Origin of the sequence: Pseudoalteromonas sp. 0802, from assembly GCF_013350085.1 — a bacterium.
Classification (GTDB): Bacteria; Pseudomonadota; Gammaproteobacteria; order Enterobacterales; family Alteromonadaceae; genus Pseudoalteromonas.
Genome location: NZ_JABVXE010000001.1, coordinates 191,544 through 209,061 on the forward strand (window position 1 = coordinate 191,544; position 17,518 = coordinate 209,061).

The following is a 17,518-nucleotide window of genomic DNA, read 5'->3' on the forward strand; positions in this document are numbered from 1 at the left end:
TCCTCACTTGTTTGTTTAAATTGCGCAGTAAGCAATTGCCGTTGTTACCTGCCTCTTTTGTTATTTATGGCCTCACAGCAGGCCAAGTAGCAATAGCGGCTGAAAAACAAATGCTGCAGTTTGACATCAAAGCGCAACGAGCTGATTTGGCGTTAATCGAATTTGCAAAGCAAACCGAACAAACAGTCATTTTTTCTTTCGAATTAGCAAAGCAATATCAAGCGCAATCTGTGTTTGGCTTTTACACCAAACTTGATGCACTGAATGCGATGCTAGAAGGCACTGAGCTCGATGCGGTTGTTGATCAACAAGGCTTGCTGAGTATAAAACTCAAACAAGTAGATAGGATAGATAATAACATGATCAAAGTATCAGGGGTCAGCGCTGCAGTCGTGCCATTACTGCTTGCCGCCAATACGCAAGCGTTAGCAGAAGATCAATCAGCAGAACAAAACATCGAAAAAATTGCCGTTGTCGGTAGCCGTGTAGCAGGACGCTCGGTTGAAGATTTACCGGTTCCGGTTGATATTTTAAGTGCCGAAGCACTCGAGAATACAGGTCAAACAGAAGTAGGCCGTATGCTTCAGGCCATTGCACCGTCTTTTAACTTTTCAAGCTCGTCTATCAGTGATGGTACTGATGCACTTCGTCCTGCAACATTACGTGGCTTAGGGCCAGATCAAACCTTAGTTCTTATCAATGGTAAACGCCGTCACCAAGCGAGCCTTATTCACATTAATACGTCAGTAGGTCGTGGTACGGCGGGTACCGACATGAATGCTATTCCTGCTGCTGCAATCAAACGTATTGAAGTATTACGTGATGGTGCTGCTGCGCAATATGGTTCAGATGCCATTGCAGGTGTTATTAATATCGTATTAAAAGACGCTGAAGAGGGCGGTAAAGCAGCTATTAATTACGGTGAGTATTCAGAAGGCGATGGTGAAACTGTAACTGTTGATTTCAACAAAGGTTTTGCTTTAGGTGATGAAGGTTATTTAAATACCACAATCAACTACCGTGACCGTGCGCCGACAAACCGTGCAGGCCTTCATGGCTCATGTCAATTTTACGGCTGTACTGAACTTGATGACGGTACGCTATTAGCAGGCGATCCTCGTGAGTTAACAGCACCTCGTGATACGTTTAGAATTGGTGATGCAGATTCACAACAATTTGCTCTAACCGTTAATACAGGCTATGAGCTTGCTGGTGGTGAGCTATATGGCTTTATCACTTATTCAAATCGTGAAAACGAATCAGCTGCGTTTTTCCGTCATAACGCAAATGCTAATGGTAACCCTGTATTACAAGATGGTGATGCAACCATTCCTATGGGGTTCTTACCGAAAATTAATACTGTCATTGATGACGTGTCTTATAACTTTGGTTATAAAAAATCGTTCGATAATGACTCAAGCATTGATTTATCGTACACCTACGGTGAAAACAGCATTGATTACACAACAAGTGACACTATCAACGGCTCTTATGCTAACTACCTTCGTTATGATCAAGGTTTAACGGCTGATGAAATTCGTGCCACTATCCCGCGTTCAGCATATGCATATGGCCTTGAATTATCGCTGCAAACTCTAAACCTTGACTACACCAAAGATTACGACAACTTCTCATTAGCACTAGGTGCTGAGCTTCGTACCGATGAGTTCCGTATTCTTGAAGGTAGCGAATACGCATACCGTGATTACGACACTGTTGATGGTATGAGCATCTATTCTGGCTTAAATGGCGGGGTAGGTAGTGTTGACGCTGCAAGCGGCACGCAAGGTTTTGGTGGTTCAGATCCGGCATCATCAGTTGATGAGTCGCGCGATGTGATCTCATTCTATATGGATGCAGAAACCTATGTTATCGATGATGTAATTATTTCAGGTGCGGTACGGTACGATAACTACAAAGGCTTTGGTGATACAGTTAACTTTAAGTTAGCGGGTAACTGGTCTGTAACTGAAGATGTGTCTTTACGTGGTGCATTAAGCACAGGTTTTAGAGCACCTTCTATGCAACAACTTTACTTTAATAACGTAAGTACACAGTTTGTTGTAGGCGATGACGGCAGCTTAGTGGCTGAGCAAGTAGGTACGTTTAGAAACGACAGTACCTTAGCGCAATCAATTGGTATTCCTAAGTTAAAAGAAGAGAAATCACAAAACCGTAGCTTAGGTATTGTGTATAACGTAACCGACAATATCAATTTAACTATTGACTACTACTCGATTGATATCGACGACCGTATCGTTATTTCAAACCGTTTAGGTAAAGGTTTATCAGATACGCTCGATGCTGCACTTGAAAGTTCAGGCGCAGGTGCGGGTCAATTCTTCTTAAATGGTGCAGACACCGAAACCGAAGGTGTTGATTTAGTTGCCACATGGAACACAGAAGGCCTTGGCGGTACGCTAGATTTCACCTTTGCTGCTAACTTCACTAAAACTGATGTGGTTGATTTATTCACGCCATCAGGCAGTGGTCTTGAGACTATTCCGGTAGAAGATGTGTTTTCTGCCCAAGAAACATCAATTATTGAAGAATGGCAACCAGAAGACCGCATTAACTTAAGTGCGCTTTACCGTTTAGAAGATTGGACAGTAAACCTATCTCTAAACCGTTACGGCGAATACACAGTTGAAGATGGTGGCCGTCAAACATACGGTGCTGAAATCTTAACTGATGTTAAAGTTAACTACTTCTTTAACGAAAACCTGTCATTTAACATTGGTGCAAATAACTTATTTGATGTTTACCCAGATAAGAACACCATTGGTAATTCACGCTCGGGTACGATTGTTGATGCTAGCGGCAACACAATTGTTTCAAGCCCAGGTGTATTCACTTACTCACGTCGTTCAGCACCATTTGGTTTTAACGGTGCGTACTACTACGTAGGTGCAGAGTACAAGTTCTAAACTCCCTTTAGATTCCTTTATTATTTAACTTGCAAAGGGCCGTTAGGCCCTTTTTTAGTTATAAAGATGTGCTTATAGAAATTGGCACATCTTGATATTGTTTTATTTTATCAAGCAAGGTTACTAAGGTTTTGTGGCTACTTTGCTCACTTGCTGTTACTTGCACATTGGTCATTTCAAACTGTGCGGCAAATAACGCAAGGTTAGCTATTATTTGCTCTGGTGTGATAAGCCGGTTTGCAAAGTAAATACTGTCGTTTTCAGTGATAGTAAATTGCGCTTGTTTTTTAGGGTTTTCAAGACTTGGTTTTGCTAAAGGGCGATTCACTTCAATAGCGCGCTCTTTAACAAATGAGGTTGTGACGATAAAAAATATCAGCAAGATAAACACAATATCGAGCATTGGAGTCATATCTACATCAGCGTTTGTAGTGGTTTTTTTATGTTGTTTCACCATAATTAGGTCCTTGTTGTTTTTGACCAAGCCACAAAATTTACGATTAAGTGGACTAGCCATAGTCGTGTTAAGAACACGGATTATTTTTAAAATGCTGGGCGCCACAGCAGTTTTTAGGATCCTAAATTTAAAGTTAGCAGCTTTTAAAAATACTGTAGTTAAATAAATATTCTAAGTTTATTAAATGTTTGTAGCGTTTTTGTTGGTAAAAATATTTATTAACTTTGATGAAATCATTTTGAAGTTTATCTGGTCATTTTTGTCGGAATTAAGTTTAAAGGATGGATAAATGCTAAAAATTAAGTCTTTAGTTTGTGCTATGTGCCTTGTTTTACCAACAGTAAGTTTTGCTGAGCAACCAGTAAACGGGCAAGATTTTATCAATTTATTTGAAAAGCTTTCAGGTAAGCAGCCCGGCATCAGAAAAGGTCATGCCAAAGGGGTGTGTGCTGTTGGCACATTTACACCTAATCAAGCTGCAAAGCAGTATTCAATTAGCCCTTTATTTAATGCGCCATCAAAAGCAAATATTCGTTTTTCTATGGGCGGGGGTAACCCTCACGCTGATGAAACATCACGTTCTCCACGCGGAATGGGGGTGCAGTTTGTGCTAGAAAATGGTGATGTACACAATATTGCAGGGCTAACTACGCCAGTATTTGCAGGCAACAGCCCAGAAGCGTTTTTTGGTTTGCTAAGTACTTTAGTACCTGACGAAAAAACAGGGCAAATTGATTTTGCGAAAGTAAAAGCATACAGAGAGCAAAACCCGAGTACCTTAGGGCAATTTAATTGGCTACAAAGCCATAACCCGCCAGCATCGTATGTGTCTTCGCGTTATTTTGGTGTGCATACCTTTTACATGGTTGATGAAAAGGGCGCTAAACATGCCTTTAGATGGACCATGGTGCCAGAAGAGCCAGAGCAGCTGCTAACAGAAGAGCAAATGAAAACCTTCCCTAAATCATTTCTGGCTAAGCGACTTGAAGAAGATTTAGCAAAAGGGAAGGTTCATTATCGTTTTCAAGCTGAATTAGCCGAGCCGGGTGATACATTAACTGACCCTTCAGTTCGTTGGCCTGCGGATCGCAAAACAATTGAATTAGGAAAGCTCACCATAGAATCAACAGGTGAGTCAGGCTGCGATCTCACAAATTATGACCCTAATCTATTGTCTAAAGGGTTTATGCCAAGTGATGACAAAGTACTTAAATTACGCTCAACAGCTTATGCAATTTCATTTGCGAAGCGTTTAACGGGGCAATAACTCTTAATTGTATCTGTCAGGTTTGTTTAAAAGGAATTAATAAACCTAACAGGTGTGTATGAGTGAGAAGCAGTCTGTCGGGAAACTCGTTTTTGGACAAAAACACGTTAGAGTATTTATTAATCAGTAACGCCGCAATATGGGGCGCATAAATGCTTGGCTAAAATTAGCGACGAAGGAGCGCAAGCCAAGTGTTTTGCGTCCCACACATAATTGCCTTCTTATAAGCCACCGATAACTAAATGATAGATATTTGTGACTAAGGGACTAAACCAATCAAGCCCTTTAAAACTAACTATTATCCAATAAGTTAATAGTAAAGTAACTAAAAGATACATGATTGCATAAAGTTGAGCTACTTTAAAATTACCGCCTGTTTTGAAGCCATCCTTGGGTACAAATGTAGCCGCGAATGAATATAAAAAACCGCCAGTGCACCAGAAAATAAAAAATACTATATCCAACGAAAGCTGATAGTTAATGGAATATGCCAAATAAATATACGTGTATGAAAGAAACGCTCGATATAATGCATATAAATATTGGTCAGAATACTCCCCTAAATCAAGAGCATCCACGAAATAACCACTTTCGCGTTTTTCAGGAAATAAGTAGCTTAAAGGAATAGCTAATAATATGAGTATTGGGCTGAATAATTGGGAATCAATTAACCCAATAACGAGGAAATACGCTAATAAAAGCCAAAAGTTAAAATATCGTTTCTCTAGTTTTAAAATACTCACAGGGTTCCAAAGTGACGGTGGCTATTGTGGCTATTGTGGCTTATAACGCCCTAATTTGGCGGCACAAACGCGTGGGCTATACTGCGAAGCAGAGCCCGCGTGTTTGTGTCCCCAACATTTGTTTGTTATGTGCCACTAACTCAACACAAAGAAAGTATTTTAAACTTTCCCCCAGTCTTCGAGTGTTTCGTCGAAGTTCTCTGTTACACCTCGTCCATGGATGTTGAAGCAAGAATAACCGTACCCATTCGTCAATATTTCATCACGGTTTGCATTCATAAAATGGCCATTTGTGGAAATGAGCATCCCATTTTTTGCGCCATATCCACTTATCAATGCATCAAATTCAAAAGCTTCTCCGTTGATTAAAGTAGTGAATGGAGATTCAATTGAAAGACTATATTTTGTTCGCAGCTTTTCTATATTAGACATCAGTTACTCTGGCACATAACATGTTTATAGCGAGCGAATCGCGCGTTTTTCTTCTATAGCATCGCTCGCTTTTCTTATTAGATTATTTTTAACAAACTTGTTAACTAATTGCCAGTGTTATTAAAATTTAGGAGTTCTCGCTTTTACCTCAGGATAAAAACGTGCGATTGGGTCGTTTTCTTGACTATGCGAGCAATATAGTTTGGCGAAATAGAAAAGCAATTGTGAAAGGCCGAAGTTCGCTCTTTTGAGTAACTCGCCTTAACACGTTTTGGGGCAAGTGTTTGTTAGCTGTACTTACAACCAAAACTGCCATCACTTTTTTGATTTTTGTATTTTATAACTTGTTGGCTCTTTTTCTTTGTGGCTTCGATTATCATCGTATTCGATACCCTGATACTCACCACTATGCCCCGTTATTACTATTTTTCTTGTATCTAGCCACAATATTACTCTTTCGACTTCTTCAGCAATGTGAGGGTAGAATTCATCAACTTTATCATTAAAACCATCTGGGCAAGTTAATCCAAGACCGTAACCTAACCCAAGGTTATCCATGAAACCAAATCCTTCGCAATATAGGTCATAGCATTGCTCGATATATTTATCCACATCGTGCGGCTTAGCAATTATTTTATGGAGGATGTTGCGAATACTCCATTCATAATATTTACCCATAGAAAAATACTTTGAGAGCACTTTTTGGGCTTCATATAAACTGGAAGGCGTTTTGTAGTTTATTGAAATGATTTCGAGATAATCATCAGAGTCTAAGGTTTGTTCGAGTGTAGTTTCCGTGTACACCCAATTCTCGAAGTCATTTAATTCGATTTCTCTGGATACTAATCTATAGAAAGTTAACTCGACAGGGTGCAAACAATTCTCTCAAAAAGCTAACGCCACACTAAGCGGCAACTAAAACTTGGCTATAATTTGCAAGGAACAAGCGCGAGCCAAATGTTACGCGTCCGGTCAATTTTAAGTGCCTTGCTATGTGTGTATCAAAACTGAACCAAACCGATATATTAGTAGCCATATTTGTCCGGGGTTTGGAAAATCGTTTTTACGATTTTTAAAGCTTCTTCTCTGGCTAGCTCACATTGAATTAGAATGTTCACTGCCTGATGAGTACTTTTAGATTTAATTGCTTCATCGAATGCTTCGAATTTATTGAGTGTAAAAAGCCGCTCATTTACAGTCATTCCTTTTAGCTCGCTCATTGCACCACTCCTAAACACAAATACGTCGCAATTTGGGGCGTATTAAGCTTGGTTAATATTTGCGACGATGGAGTACAAGCCATGCGTTTTGCGCCCATACTCATTACGCACTGAACCAGATTTGTTGCATAGCTGATAAGAACTCTTCTGTAACAGGATAACCAGAATCATCGCCAATGACTGAATCTATGTCACAAGTTGGACAAAGAGCTGTATCCCCATCATCTGTCCAATATAGGATATTTTTGTAATCGAATATATCGAGGCAATAGAAACAACCACATTTGTTGCTATTTCGCAAAGAATCTCGATGATATATCGATTTTTTGTGAGCCGCTTTAGCGGCATATAGTAGTTCAATATCCATATTTTTAAAGGGTATATAATGCCTCGTTTAGGAGGTAATTATTGGCTAAAAAACGAAAGCAGTGAGTAAATCCAACTGTTTTTCGTCCATTGATTGATTTGTTAGCTATACACATTCCATTCTGTAGCTCAAAGTTAAATTAGTTATGCTATCTGAGTTTGCAATGTAACGAATAATAGCCTTTTCGCTGTACCAGTCACCAGACCATTTAAATTTGAACTCACCATCTAGAGTTTCAGATTTATACGCTTCACCGTTTAGCATCAAATGTATAACGGAAGAACCGGTAGAGTTTCCATAGCCTTCTATCTTAATAGCTATAACTTTATCTCCGCATGTACTCGTTAATGTAAAAGTTTGAGATTTTGTTAAATTCTTATAATTGATTGTAGAAACTTGATAATTATTACTACAAGCTATTAAACCAACCAATAAAAAATAGACTAAAACTCTCATTCGATTACACCATATAGCTAACGCCGCGATAAACGGCAAAAAGTAGTTGCAAAATTTGTGATGCACGAACAAAGCCAACTGTTTTTGTCCGCACGTTTAATTTACCTTGTTAGGTGTATGTATTCCAAATTAGAGTAAACAAAACAAAAATTGAAAATGTTGCGTACGTGACGATACCTAACCAAAAACAACCGGGTGATTCACTGCGCCTAACAGTTATTGCTTTAATTTCTATTTCTCCAGTTTTTACTGCATGAATGCAATAAACAAGTAAAAATGGGCTTAAAAATAAAAACACTATAAAAGCTACGAAGTCACCGAACCCATCGGATTGTGGTGTAAATACAAATGCCAAGAAAATAAAAATACAACCTAAAAGAAAAATAGTTTTCAAAAGCCGCGAGGTATTTAACCTTAAATTAGTTATTGCTTTAATTACAACGTTATCATCGTTTTTAACAGAACTTATTGGTGACTTACATTTAGAGCTAGTTTTTGGAGAAATACCTTTATTTCTATTGTCTATTTCTTTAAGTACAATTTGATACCTATGATGATATTTATCCCGATCAATATGCTCTAAAACATCTAAAAGTTCCTCATGAGTATATTGAGAATAATTTGGTTCAGAAGTAAACACCAAGTACACCTAACACCCGCATAAAGGGCGATAACATATGGGCTAAAATTAGGAACGAAGTGGCGCTGCCCATGTGTTAGCGTCCCAGCGAGCTTGCGAGCGATTTAATGCGTTTGTTAGGTGACATTGCTGACATTAGTAAATGAAGTTTCTTTTACCAGTTTATTGAAAGCTTCTGCAGAGATAGGCTCCTCGCCATATTCACAACAGCCGAAACTACCCTCAGGTAAAATGCCGTACTTATCCTCAATATGCTCCCTGCTGTAAAACAATGCGTTACCCGATTGATATATTTGAATGACTCTATTGTAAGATTCATCGTCAGCGACTTCATAATACCAGTCTGATGTTCCCCAGTTGTCATATTCATCGCCACGGGACTCGTCCCAATGCCAGAAGTAGTGCTTCATCAACCTTCCTTGTCACCTAACATGTTTATAGCGAGCAAATTGCGCGTTTTTCTTATTGGTTTATTTTTAACAAACTTGTTAACTAATTACCACTGTTAAAAAAATCTAGTCGTGTTAGCTTTTTAACTGTATAAAACGAGCGAAAGGGTCGTTTCTTGATTATGCGAGCCATTGAACTAAGGCTGTATATATATAGTTTTAGTTCAAAGAAATGAAAATTTAAGCGTGAAAATAAAATTGTTAATCTAGTCAAATTTATGTGTAATTGATGCATTATAATGCGTTAAGCATTACCGGGAGCTATAGCATAAACAACACTGTGCTAACATACCGAATGGATAGCGGCCAGACTAAGATATTGGTTTGTGCTGCATTGTTGATATTTTAGCCAAATATTTACCGTCGGTAGGGAAGCGTTAGTTTTAAAGTCAGTAACGAACTATAAGGGGGAATTGTGGAATCAAAAAGTGACATCAGAGTTGTTTTAATTAGCTCCGCGGCTGCAGTGGTGGTTGGGTTGATGTCCGCCTTGGTGACAGGCATGTTCTTGATTAAGAGTAATACCATTATGGCAGAAAAGGACATTAAGGTTATTAATGCTCAAAATACCCAAAAAAATTTGGAAATTATTAAAACGAAAGCAGAGAACTACATCGACTCTGTAATGGACTTAGTAATTTATCTGCAAATACATGATACTTTCGAAGTAAATAGAGCAAATGAATTAGCACTGAGAGCCCAAAAAAATGGCTTTAAGCTAATGGTTCATGTCGGTCCCCAGCTGGCTAAAAACTCTGTAGACTTATCACTTAAATTACAAGCTAGCATTGACGTGAATGATAGTCGACCTTTAGGCGTTAAAATAAATGAAGTAACCATGAGTGCAGCAGAATGGTACAAGGCCTATTTTGTTGAAATATCCACCTATAATTATCAATCTATGCCTCACAAAATGGAAGCTGATTCAATTGCTTTGATTATCCAGAAATTCGGAAAAAGCTAACAAGGCCATTACAACTCTTTCTATGGGCTAGGCGACGTATGCAAATCGTCCATATGGCTGTGTTAGGATTCTTAGTTAAGCATGGATAGTACCGAGTATTACAAAGGCCATAGAGGGCAGATTTTGACTTCAGAGATTATTTTCCTGACCATCACTGCTAACTTATAGCGTCTGTAAAATAAACCTCCAACCTAATAGTTAAACTCTCAGATGAGATACAAGTCGTTTATCTAAACAGATAAAAGCCCAGCTTAACTGGGCTTTGCACTTTCACAATTTAATGCTTTTTCATTTTACTCATTTCAGCATGACAACTTTGAATTGTCAGCAAGGTTTTTGATAACGCGGCTTCACAATCATGTGGTTGTGGCTTTTTAAGCGCATGCTTGATTTCGGCTAGTGTTTTATCTTCAACTTCTTCAAGTTCACTAACATAGGTGGCATTTTTGTCGGCACCGAGTTTGGTGATTACTGATGTATAAGCTTTACGCGCTTCTACAGCAAAGTCAGAGCCGTTTTCGCGCTCGCCATTTTCGTTAATAGCATAGGGTTGTAAGCGCTCAACACTTACTTTACGCGCATCTATCATGCGTTGAAATAAGGCAATTATGCTTGGGTCGGTTACTTTTTCCTGAGCTTTTTCATAAAAATCGATACCGCTATTCATAACTTGGATGATATCTGCAATATGATGAACGTCTTGTCCTTGATGAGTATTCATAATGACCTCTTTTTGAATATTAAAAACAATGCAATTAGATACTTGCAAAGCATATTCCAGTTCATTACTTAAATATAAAGTTATTGTATTTCAGGTGGTTATTGGTTTTTAATCGAAGAGGTGCTGCTGATAAGCTAAGCTAACACTTTGCTTATCAGCAATAATTACAATCTGGTTGGTAAAATCTTACTTAAGCTCGTCGGCTACTTCTGCAACCTTTTGGCGTAACCAAATATGGCTTGCATCACGATGTAATAGCGGGCTCCAAATCATATCGAGCTCAAACGGCGGAATAGGGAATGGCGGCTCAAGAATTTTAAGGCCCGGATCGTCTAAATAAATATTTGCGGCTTTTGAAGGCAGCGTTGCAACCAAGTTTTGTTCTTTCGCTAAGTGAATAGCTACGTGGTAGTTACGGGTAAAGGTGGCAATATTACGGTGTTTACCAAAGTGAGCGAGCGCCTCATCTACCCAACCTAGTTTTTGCACATCTTTTGGGTCCATACCAACACCTACACCAAAGCCTGTTTTACTTACCCAGATATGACGCGCTTTTAAATAGCTGTCGAGGCTGAAGTCTTTGATAATTGGGTTATCTGCTTTTACTAGGCAACAAAAGCTGTCTTTCCAAATTTGTTTATAGTGAAAAGATTGCGGTAAGTTTTCAAAGCGGTTGATAGCCATATCTACCTTACCGTTTTCAACGTCGTGGAAGGTTACATCACTCGGGGTCAAAATATCGAGTGTGGTATCGGGCGCTTCTTCGTGTAATTTACTTAATAAGCGAGGGGCAAGGGTACTTGCAGCATAGTCACTGGCCATGATACGAAAAACACGTTTACTTTGTGATGCTTCAAATTCGCGGTTTGGTGCAAGTGTTTCTTCAAGGGTCATTAAAATGCCGCGGATCACCGGCTGTAGCTCTTTTGCACGCTCTGTTGGTACCATACCTTCGCTGGTACGCACTAAAATAGGGTCGTTAAATAAATTACGGAGCCTTTTTAGGCCATTACTCATGGCAGGTTGCGTAATGCTTAGCTGGTTAGCAGCTTTAGTTACATTACACTCCCTTAGTAACGTATCTAGGTAAACAAGTAAGTTTAAATCTATTTTACTTATATTCATTGTGTGTCCTTGGTGTTTACCAATAATGGATAAATCGTTGTGCAGCAGGGTATGGATAAATGTGGCTAACTACACCTTGCTTATAATTGTATTGTGCTTGTCGCCAATAGGCTGGATCTTCAAGCTCTGGGTGTGTACTCAATAAATATTGCTTATACACCGGGTTTGCTGTCACAAAAGTACATAATTGCTCTGGAAACACATCTTGCGGTGCTACAGAGTAGCTTTGCTCATTGGTTAAGTAATCATCGTACGACTTTGCTTTTGGTAAGGCGCGAAAGTTCATGTCTGTTAGATACTGAACTTCATCATAGTCGTAAAAAATAATGCGATTATGTTTACTCACCCCAAAGTTTTTCAACAGCATGTCGCCGGGGAAAATATTTACGGCGATCATTTCTTTTAAAGCTTGGCCATATTCTTCTATTGCTTCAAACGCTTGTTGTTCACTGGCATTTTCAAGATAGAGATTTAACGGTGTCATGCGTCTTTCTATATACAAATGCTTGATGATTAACCATTCGCCTTCAATAATCATCGAAGAACCAATGGTTTTATGTAACTCTGCAAGTAATTTACTATCAAATCGGGCTAGTGGAAATACGACGTTCGAATACTCTATGGTGTCGGCCATGCGGCCAACACGGTCATGGCTTTTTACTAATTGATAGCGTTTTAATACGGTATCGCGGCCAAAAGGTTTGCTTTCACCAAAGGTGTCTTTAATGACTTTAAATACATAGCCAAACGAAGGCAGGGTAAATACCATCATCACCATACCCGGTGTACCAGGGGCAATTACAAGCTGATCGTTTGAATGATCTAAATGACTTAAAAACTCTCGGTAAAACTCGGTCTTACCTTGTTTATGAAAGCCTATTGCATTGTAAAGCTCTGCCAGGGTCTTGTTTGGCATAAGTTGATTTAAAAAGCGTACTAACGCTGATGGCGCATGGGTTTCAACCATAAAATAAGCACGGGCAAAACCAAAGATAACCCGCATTTGCGATGATTTGGTGAGTAGGGCATCAAGGTATAGCCCTTTGTCTTCATGGTGTAACACCGCAATAATAAATGGCTGTACGCCACTTTCTGACACCACGCGGCCAACAATATAAGCCGCTTTGTTTCGGTAAAACGGGGCTTGCAGTATATCAAAGCGCATTTGCCATGCTTGGTGATGTGTATCGGGCGCTTGTTTATAAAAGGCTTTTACGAGCAAGCGAATATCGCGTTCTAAATCAACAAAGGGCGCTTTAAAATCAAACTGATTAATAATTTTGCGTATCGTGGGTCTTAAGCCATCAACAACAGGGTGGTAACTGCGGTATTCAACTTCCATTGGTAGCGCGGGGGCATCTGCAAGCGTCGCTTTTACAAAGATAAAGTCATTATTAAAATAACGACGATGAAATAAACGACAAAAAACAGAGTTGTAAAAGGTTTCGGCGAGTTCTGCTTGAGGGTGAAAGCGCAAAAATTGCTGATAGAGCTGTTTGGTTTCGAGCCAGCAGGTTTGATCTAAGGTAATAATTTGCTGTTCGTTGAGCGACTTGAGCTTAGCAATGGTTTCGTTAACCCGATCATCGTAATGGCTAATTCTAAGTTTGCTTATCTCATTTATTTTTTGCCAATCACGATGTGCAAACGCAAGTGGTGCCTTGGCTGTAATTGCTTGAAAGAGTTTATAGTGATTGCGAAACCCAGATAAAATTAACTCTGCAATGTGTTGTGGCTGCATATAAACTCCTTACTTATACCAACATAGAGCAATAACTCTATTGGTGTTAAGAATATGTTATTTATTCTTCAAACCCAATAGTAAAGTGTATTTAATTATAGCGAGCTAGTTTTTTCTCTAGATTTGCGAGTTTTTTATTAACACTTTTTACGTCGCGCCCGTATTGCTTGTTAATTGCTTTTAGCTGTTTTTTTATGTCTTTATTAATTTGTTTAGCTTCTTTATCAGACAAAATTCGGTTTAAGCGCTGCTCTTGCTGGTACTGAGCTCGGTCTCGATCACGGCTTAAAATATCTAAACGGTGTTTATAGCTGCGAATTTCAGCTTCGAGGTTTCTGATAATTTGCTGGCGCTCAAGCTCGTTGAGCTCTTTAACAAAGTTTTGCGGAGCTTGTAAGTCTGGGTCGGTTACTTGAATTTTATGTTTGGTTGCACGGCTACCACAGGGAAATTCACTAAATACGGTGCCTCTGTCTGTGACACATTTATAGTATTCTGTGGTGGCAGCAAGTGAGCTGTTGGTAAAACAAAGTAGTGTAAGTGATATTAGATAAATGATTATGGCTTTCATGACGTCCGTGTCTCCTAATCAAATAAGGTGTCTAATATCTAAAGCTAGCTCGAAATATTGATTTATCAATAAGCGCTAGGGCGTATATCGTTTCAGCTTTTTAATGCTTTGCACTAAGAATGGAATATCTAAGCCTTGTTCAATGGCAAAGCCTTGCGCTGCTGAAATGTTTTTAAAGTTACCGTCTGAATCTATCAGAGTAATTCTGTCTTTTTTAAATGCGATGAACACATTTTGCGAGTAGTTAACACCCGTGTCGTCATGGCGTTTGTATAAGTTACTACCCAACATGCTTTGTTTAGCGAGTTTTTTACAACCTAGGTAATGTCCCACGCTGGTGGCGATAATATCACTTGGTTGAATAAGGCCTTCGGTTTGTACAACTTTTTTATCTGAGCTGTATAAACGAGAGGCTGTAACAATACCATTGCTCTGCTGTGCAAGACTAAAGGCAAACACGGCATTAGCAGATTCACGCGCTTGTGTTGTAGCGTCTGCACGTACAAGGCGAACCGCTGGGTTTTGGTCGTCGTTATTAATAAAGTCGAATTGCTCAAAACCATTAATTTGAATTGAGCGATTATCAGCAAGCCACACAGGCAGTTGCTGTTTGTCTAGAATAGGGGCTTTGTAAAATGCTGGCAGGCCATACACTAAACTAAATAACGTATCTTCGGTTTCTACAGGTTGTAAGAACAAGTCTGTTTTACGTAATGCTGGCTCAGTGGAAACAAATTGCTCAAGGTCAGCATTATTTTCAAATACTAAAATATCGATAGTCGCACTCGACTCAGCTTTGCACTCGGCAAGTGGAGTAGGAGCTAAGTAATCAATATTATGTGGGTCAAGCCTCACATCGTGTGCTTCTTTGTAGCTTTCTAGATCTAGTAAATCGTTTTTAGCTAATAAGCTTTTAGCTGTTGTAGGGTAAGACAACGGCAATACATTATCTTGTTTAGTGATATCAAATTTTAAATTGGCATCAGCCCAAATATGAATACTGTGGCTAAGTGCAAAACACACTAAAATTGTGCTGGTTGCATAGCGCGGGAACTTATATTGCTTTAAGCGCGCCAAGTGGTGCCAGGTGTAGTTACTGACTAATAATTGGAACGCTAAAATTAGCAGCACAATGCCGCCTGCAAGAATCGTTGTTAATGCTGGTGAGCTTGTTAAACGGTGCCACAACAAAGAAACGATTTCAGGTAGAGCAGACGTATTTAAGTGATAACCCAAGTTAAAATAAACATAGGCATCAAGCGTTAAGAATGACGCGCCGAGGGTTGCAATAATGGCTGCCATCCCTCGGATATGCCGAGGGTATGGAAACACTAAGCTTAATGGAAATATCGTTAAAACAAAGGCAATAAAAGTAATAAAGCTGGTGTGGCTTAACCAGGTCACGAGCATGTATAAATAGCCCATGAAGGTAGTCGGTGCACTGTCTGCAACTAAGTAGCTTAAGCTAATAAATAGCACTAAACCTATGTTTGCAAAGGTGAACCAATGGCCCCAACTTAAAAGCTGACTTACTTTTGAAGAAAACTGACTTTGTTGCGATAAATTCATAAATCTTATTTAACCGACTGTGCTAATGCTTTGGCAAAGTTGTCGGCAACAGCTTGTCTTTTCTCTGATGGTACATGCTCTTTTAAAATATGCGTGATAGAATTTCCTAAACACATAAGGCTTAAATCAACAGGCGCTTTGTGCTCTGTTAGTACATCAATCAGCTGATCAACGATTTGTTCTACTTGGTCATTAGAATATTTTGATATGATAGGCATCAGTTGGTTCGATAAAAAGAGTTATATTCCCGTATTTTAACACCAGAGGCGTGAAAAACAAAGATGACAATAGATGTTAAAAAATTAGTCGTTCATTATGTAGACAAAAAAGATGACGATACAGATATTCATTTACGCAATGATGAGATGGTTGTTAACGATAAAGTAGCCGTTTTTATAGAGCAGCTACACCATGCATATAATGGTAAGCCAGGTAAAGGCTACTGTGCATTCAGTGGCGAGAAAAACAGCATTGTTGCTTCAGCAATGCAAAGTTACCGTAACGACGAACTTGGTTTTTGGCACATGACAGAGCAAGCAACAAATGTGCTAAAAGAAGAGTTAAATAAGTATGCCTTTAATGAAACGGGTTATTTAGTTTTTTGCCATTATCAATATGTTGCAAGTGACTTTTTGTTAATTGCGATGATCAATATTAAAGAGCATTACTCAATTACTTCTGAGCTTGATTTGGCTTCATCTCGTCACTTAGATATTTCGCGTATGCAACTAGCTGCACGTGTCGATTTAACTGCGTGGGATACGCAACCAGAAGATAATCGCTATGTGTCATTTATTAAAGGTCGTGCAGGTCGTAAAGTGGCTGACTTCTTTTTAGACTTTTTAGGCTGCGAAGAGGGCATTGATCCTAAACAGCAAAGCCAAGTTATGCTTAGTGCTGTAGAAGACTATTTATCTGAGCAACAATACGACAAGTCAGAGAAAGATGAGCTACGTAAGCAAGTTTTTGATTACTGTAATGATTGCGTAACCACAGGTGAAGATGCCAACGTTAAAGAGCTTTCTGCAACCTTATCGAAAAATGACGACAGCCCATTTGAAAGCTTCTGCCAAGAGCAAAGCTATGACTTAGAAGAGTCTTTCCCTGTTGATAAAAAAACAGTTACCAGCATGGTTAAGTTCTCTGGCATGGGCGGCGGTGTTAGCGTGAGCTTTGAACGTAAACACTTAGGTGAGCGCGTCATGTATAACGAAGCAACCGATACACTAGTGATCAAAGGTATTCCACCTAATCTTAAAGACCAGCTTCAGCGCTTTATGGAGCAAGACGAAAGTTAATCAGGTTTAAGCTTAAAGCTTTAAGCGATAAGCCGATAGATACTATTTTTATAGCCCAGCACTTGCTGGGCTTTTTAGTTTTGGGTACTTTAAAACACTATTACTACTACAAGGAAGAAACATTGCATCACTATAGTTTTGTAGCGGCAAATAGTTTAGATACTAATATGTTAAATAATTTAGAGTCTCGGTTTGAATTGCAAGAATCTGTATGCCTGAATAATTTAGAAGAGCTCAAATTATTGCTTGCAATGCACGGGCTGAGTTTAAGCAAAATAATTAACCTTGATTTAATAGATATAGAACATTGTTGGTTAGTAGAAGGGGCCTCAAAAGAAATTGCTTATTCTGACTTTGATGACTTTTACCAGCATTGGTTAGGTGTATCTCACAGAGAGTCAACGATGGATGAATACGGTCAGTTTATTTATTTAAACTCTTTTATGAATCGCTTTAAAAAAGCAAAGCTCAAACTTATATGCCAAGAGATTTAGGATTAAAAGCCATCTTAATACCATACTAGGTTGGCACGCTAAGAAGCTTGTAATGGCACATGATAAACTGGTGTTGG

Annotated in this window: 19 protein-coding genes; 5 read left to right on the forward strand and 14 right to left on the reverse strand. The window is 39.0% G+C overall.

Translation table 11 applies throughout. From position 1 onward, the window contains the following. Window positions 1-20: 20 nt before the first annotated feature. Complete coding sequence (locus tag HUS61_RS00915; protein WP_371319654.1) at window positions 21-2,927, forward strand: TonB-dependent receptor plug domain-containing protein; 2,907 nt, start codon at window positions 21-23, stop codon at window positions 2,925-2,927. Between the two features lie 58 nt (window positions 2,928-2,985). Here the strand turns inward: HUS61_RS00915 and HUS61_RS00920 are convergent, their stop codons facing one another. Then, entirely contained in the window at window positions 2,986-3,384 is a 399-nt protein-coding gene (locus HUS61_RS00920) for a biopolymer transporter ExbD (RefSeq protein WP_175081823.1), read from the reverse strand. A 289-nt stretch (window positions 3,385-3,673) separates the two neighbouring features. Between HUS61_RS00920 and HUS61_RS00925 the strand changes: the two genes are divergently transcribed. Continuing rightward, the gene (locus HUS61_RS00925) at window positions 3,674-4,651 is read left to right on the forward strand and encodes a catalase family peroxidase (protein WP_175081824.1); all 978 of its coding nucleotides are present in this window, start codon (window positions 3,674-3,676) and stop codon (window positions 4,649-4,651) included. 221 nt (window positions 4,652-4,872) lie between these two features. Here HUS61_RS00925 and HUS61_RS00930 read toward each other — a convergent pair whose 3' ends face one another. The 7 genes from HUS61_RS00930 to HUS61_RS00960 form a co-directional block, all read right to left on the reverse strand. Next, a complete protein-coding gene (locus tag HUS61_RS00930) occupies window positions 4,873-5,394 on the reverse strand; it encodes a hypothetical protein (RefSeq protein ID WP_175081825.1) in 522 nt (173 codons plus the stop codon). 159 nt (window positions 5,395-5,553) lie between these two features. Further along, on the reverse strand, window positions 5,554-5,826 hold the full coding sequence (locus HUS61_RS00935; RefSeq protein ID WP_175081826.1) for a hypothetical protein: 273 nt from the start codon (window positions 5,824-5,826) through the stop codon (window positions 5,554-5,556). Between the two features lie 315 nt (window positions 5,827-6,141). Next, complete coding sequence (locus HUS61_RS00940) at window positions 6,142-6,630, reverse strand: hypothetical protein (RefSeq protein ID WP_175081827.1); 489 nt, start codon at window positions 6,628-6,630, stop codon at window positions 6,142-6,144. A gap of 221 nt (window positions 6,631-6,851) precedes the next feature. Beyond that, window positions 6,852-7,046 (reverse strand): hypothetical protein, encoded by a 195-nt coding sequence (locus HUS61_RS00945; RefSeq protein ID WP_175081828.1) that lies wholly within the window; start codon window positions 7,044-7,046, stop codon window positions 6,852-6,854. A 472-nt stretch (window positions 7,047-7,518) separates the two neighbouring features. Next, window positions 7,519-7,869: a hypothetical protein gene (locus tag HUS61_RS00950; protein WP_175081829.1), complete on the reverse strand. Its 351-nt coding sequence runs from the start codon at window positions 7,867-7,869 to the stop codon at window positions 7,519-7,521. Window positions 7,870-7,978: 109 nt separating this feature from the next. Then, complete coding sequence (locus tag HUS61_RS00955; RefSeq protein ID WP_175081830.1) at window positions 7,979-8,509, reverse strand: hypothetical protein; 531 nt, start codon at window positions 8,507-8,509, stop codon at window positions 7,979-7,981. Between the two features lie 116 nt (window positions 8,510-8,625). Beyond that, window positions 8,626-8,919 (reverse strand): hypothetical protein, encoded by a 294-nt coding sequence (locus HUS61_RS00960; RefSeq protein ID WP_175081831.1) that lies wholly within the window; start codon window positions 8,917-8,919, stop codon window positions 8,626-8,628. Between the two features lie 454 nt (window positions 8,920-9,373). On the opposite strand from HUS61_RS00960, the gene HUS61_RS00965 reads away from it, so the two are divergent. Beyond that, window positions 9,374-9,922 carry a hypothetical protein gene (locus HUS61_RS00965; RefSeq protein WP_175081832.1) on the forward strand — a complete coding sequence of 183 codons (549 nt, stop codon included), beginning with the start codon at window positions 9,374-9,376 and terminating at the stop codon, window positions 9,920-9,922. Window positions 9,923-10,199: 277 nt separating this feature from the next. Here HUS61_RS00965 and HUS61_RS00970 read toward each other — a convergent pair whose 3' ends face one another. From HUS61_RS00970 to HUS61_RS00995, 6 genes are all read right to left on the reverse strand, one after another. After that, window positions 10,200-10,643, reverse strand: coding sequence for a PA2169 family four-helix-bundle protein (locus HUS61_RS00970; RefSeq protein WP_058584881.1), 444 nt, complete (start codon window positions 10,641-10,643; stop codon window positions 10,200-10,202). A 186-nt stretch (window positions 10,644-10,829) separates the two neighbouring features. Continuing rightward, on the reverse strand, window positions 10,830-11,768 hold the full coding sequence (locus HUS61_RS00975; RefSeq protein WP_054554698.1) for a LysR family transcriptional regulator: 939 nt from the start codon (window positions 11,766-11,768) through the stop codon (window positions 10,830-10,832). A gap of 16 nt (window positions 11,769-11,784) precedes the next feature. Then, entirely contained in the window at window positions 11,785-13,509 is a 1,725-nt protein-coding gene (gene aceK / locus HUS61_RS00980; RefSeq protein WP_054554699.1) for a bifunctional isocitrate dehydrogenase kinase/phosphatase, read from the reverse strand. A 91-nt stretch (window positions 13,510-13,600) separates the two neighbouring features. Next, the gene (locus tag HUS61_RS00985; protein ID WP_175081833.1) at window positions 13,601-14,080 is read right to left on the reverse strand and encodes a DUF4124 domain-containing protein; all 480 of its coding nucleotides are present in this window, start codon (window positions 14,078-14,080) and stop codon (window positions 13,601-13,603) included. A 75-nt stretch (window positions 14,081-14,155) separates the two neighbouring features. Beyond that, window positions 14,156-15,649, reverse strand: a complete 1,494-nt coding sequence (locus tag HUS61_RS00990; protein WP_175081834.1) for a DUF3413 domain-containing protein — start codon at window positions 15,647-15,649, stop codon at window positions 14,156-14,158. Between the two features lie 5 nt (window positions 15,650-15,654). Continuing rightward, on the reverse strand, window positions 15,655-15,867 hold the full coding sequence (locus tag HUS61_RS00995; protein ID WP_054554702.1) for a DUF1414 domain-containing protein: 213 nt from the start codon (window positions 15,865-15,867) through the stop codon (window positions 15,655-15,657). Window positions 15,868-15,930: 63 nt separating this feature from the next. Here HUS61_RS00995 and yejK point away from each other — a divergent pair, with 63 nt between their 5' ends. Continuing rightward, a complete protein-coding gene (yejK, locus tag HUS61_RS01000) occupies window positions 15,931-16,947 on the forward strand; it encodes a nucleoid-associated protein YejK (RefSeq protein WP_054554703.1) in 1,017 nt (338 codons plus the stop codon). A gap of 122 nt (window positions 16,948-17,069) precedes the next feature. Beyond that, the gene (locus HUS61_RS01005) at window positions 17,070-17,441 is read left to right on the forward strand and encodes a hypothetical protein (RefSeq protein ID WP_175081835.1); all 372 of its coding nucleotides are present in this window, start codon (window positions 17,070-17,072) and stop codon (window positions 17,439-17,441) included. Window positions 17,442-17,518 lie beyond the last annotated feature (77 nt).

Bases quoted from the DNA above. Each gene is read 5' to 3' on its own strand.
- HUS61_RS00920 (WP_175081823.1), bottom strand. From the start codon at position 3,384: ATGGTGAAACAACATAAAAAAACCACTACAAACGCTGATGTAGATATG.
- HUS61_RS00925 (WP_175081824.1), top strand. From the start codon at position 3,674: ATGCTAAAAATTAAGTCTTTAGTTTGTGCTATGTGCCTTGTTTTACCA.
- HUS61_RS00935 (WP_175081826.1), bottom strand. From the start codon at position 5,826: ATGTCTAATATAGAAAAGCTGCGAACAAAATATAGTCTTTCAATTGAA.
- HUS61_RS00945 (WP_175081828.1), bottom strand. From the start codon at position 7,046: ATGAGCGAGCTAAAAGGAATGACTGTAAATGAGCGGCTTTTTACACTC.
- HUS61_RS00950 (WP_175081829.1), bottom strand. From the start codon at position 7,869: ATGAGAGTTTTAGTCTATTTTTTATTGGTTGGTTTAATAGCTTGTAGT.
- HUS61_RS00960 (WP_175081831.1), bottom strand. From the start codon at position 8,919: ATGAAGCACTACTTCTGGCATTGGGACGAGTCCCGTGGCGATGAATAT.
- HUS61_RS00970 (WP_058584881.1), bottom strand. From the start codon at position 10,643: ATGAATACTCATCAAGGACAAGACGTTCATCATATTGCAGATATCATC.
- HUS61_RS00975 (WP_054554698.1), bottom strand. From the start codon at position 11,768: ATGAATATAAGTAAAATAGATTTAAACTTACTTGTTTACCTAGATACG.
- aceK (WP_054554699.1), bottom strand. From the start codon at position 13,509: ATGCAGCCACAACACATTGCAGAGTTAATTTTATCTGGGTTTCGCAAT.
- HUS61_RS00985 (WP_175081833.1), bottom strand. From the start codon at position 14,080: ATGAAAGCCATAATCATTTATCTAATATCACTTACACTACTTTGTTTT.
- HUS61_RS00990 (WP_175081834.1), bottom strand. From the start codon at position 15,649: ATGAATTTATCGCAACAAAGTCAGTTTTCTTCAAAAGTAAGTCAGCTT.
- HUS61_RS00995 (WP_054554702.1), bottom strand. From the start codon at position 15,867: ATGCCTATCATATCAAAATATTCTAATGACCAAGTAGAACAAATCGTT.
- yejK (WP_054554703.1), top strand. From the start codon at position 15,931: ATGACAATAGATGTTAAAAAATTAGTCGTTCATTATGTAGACAAAAAA.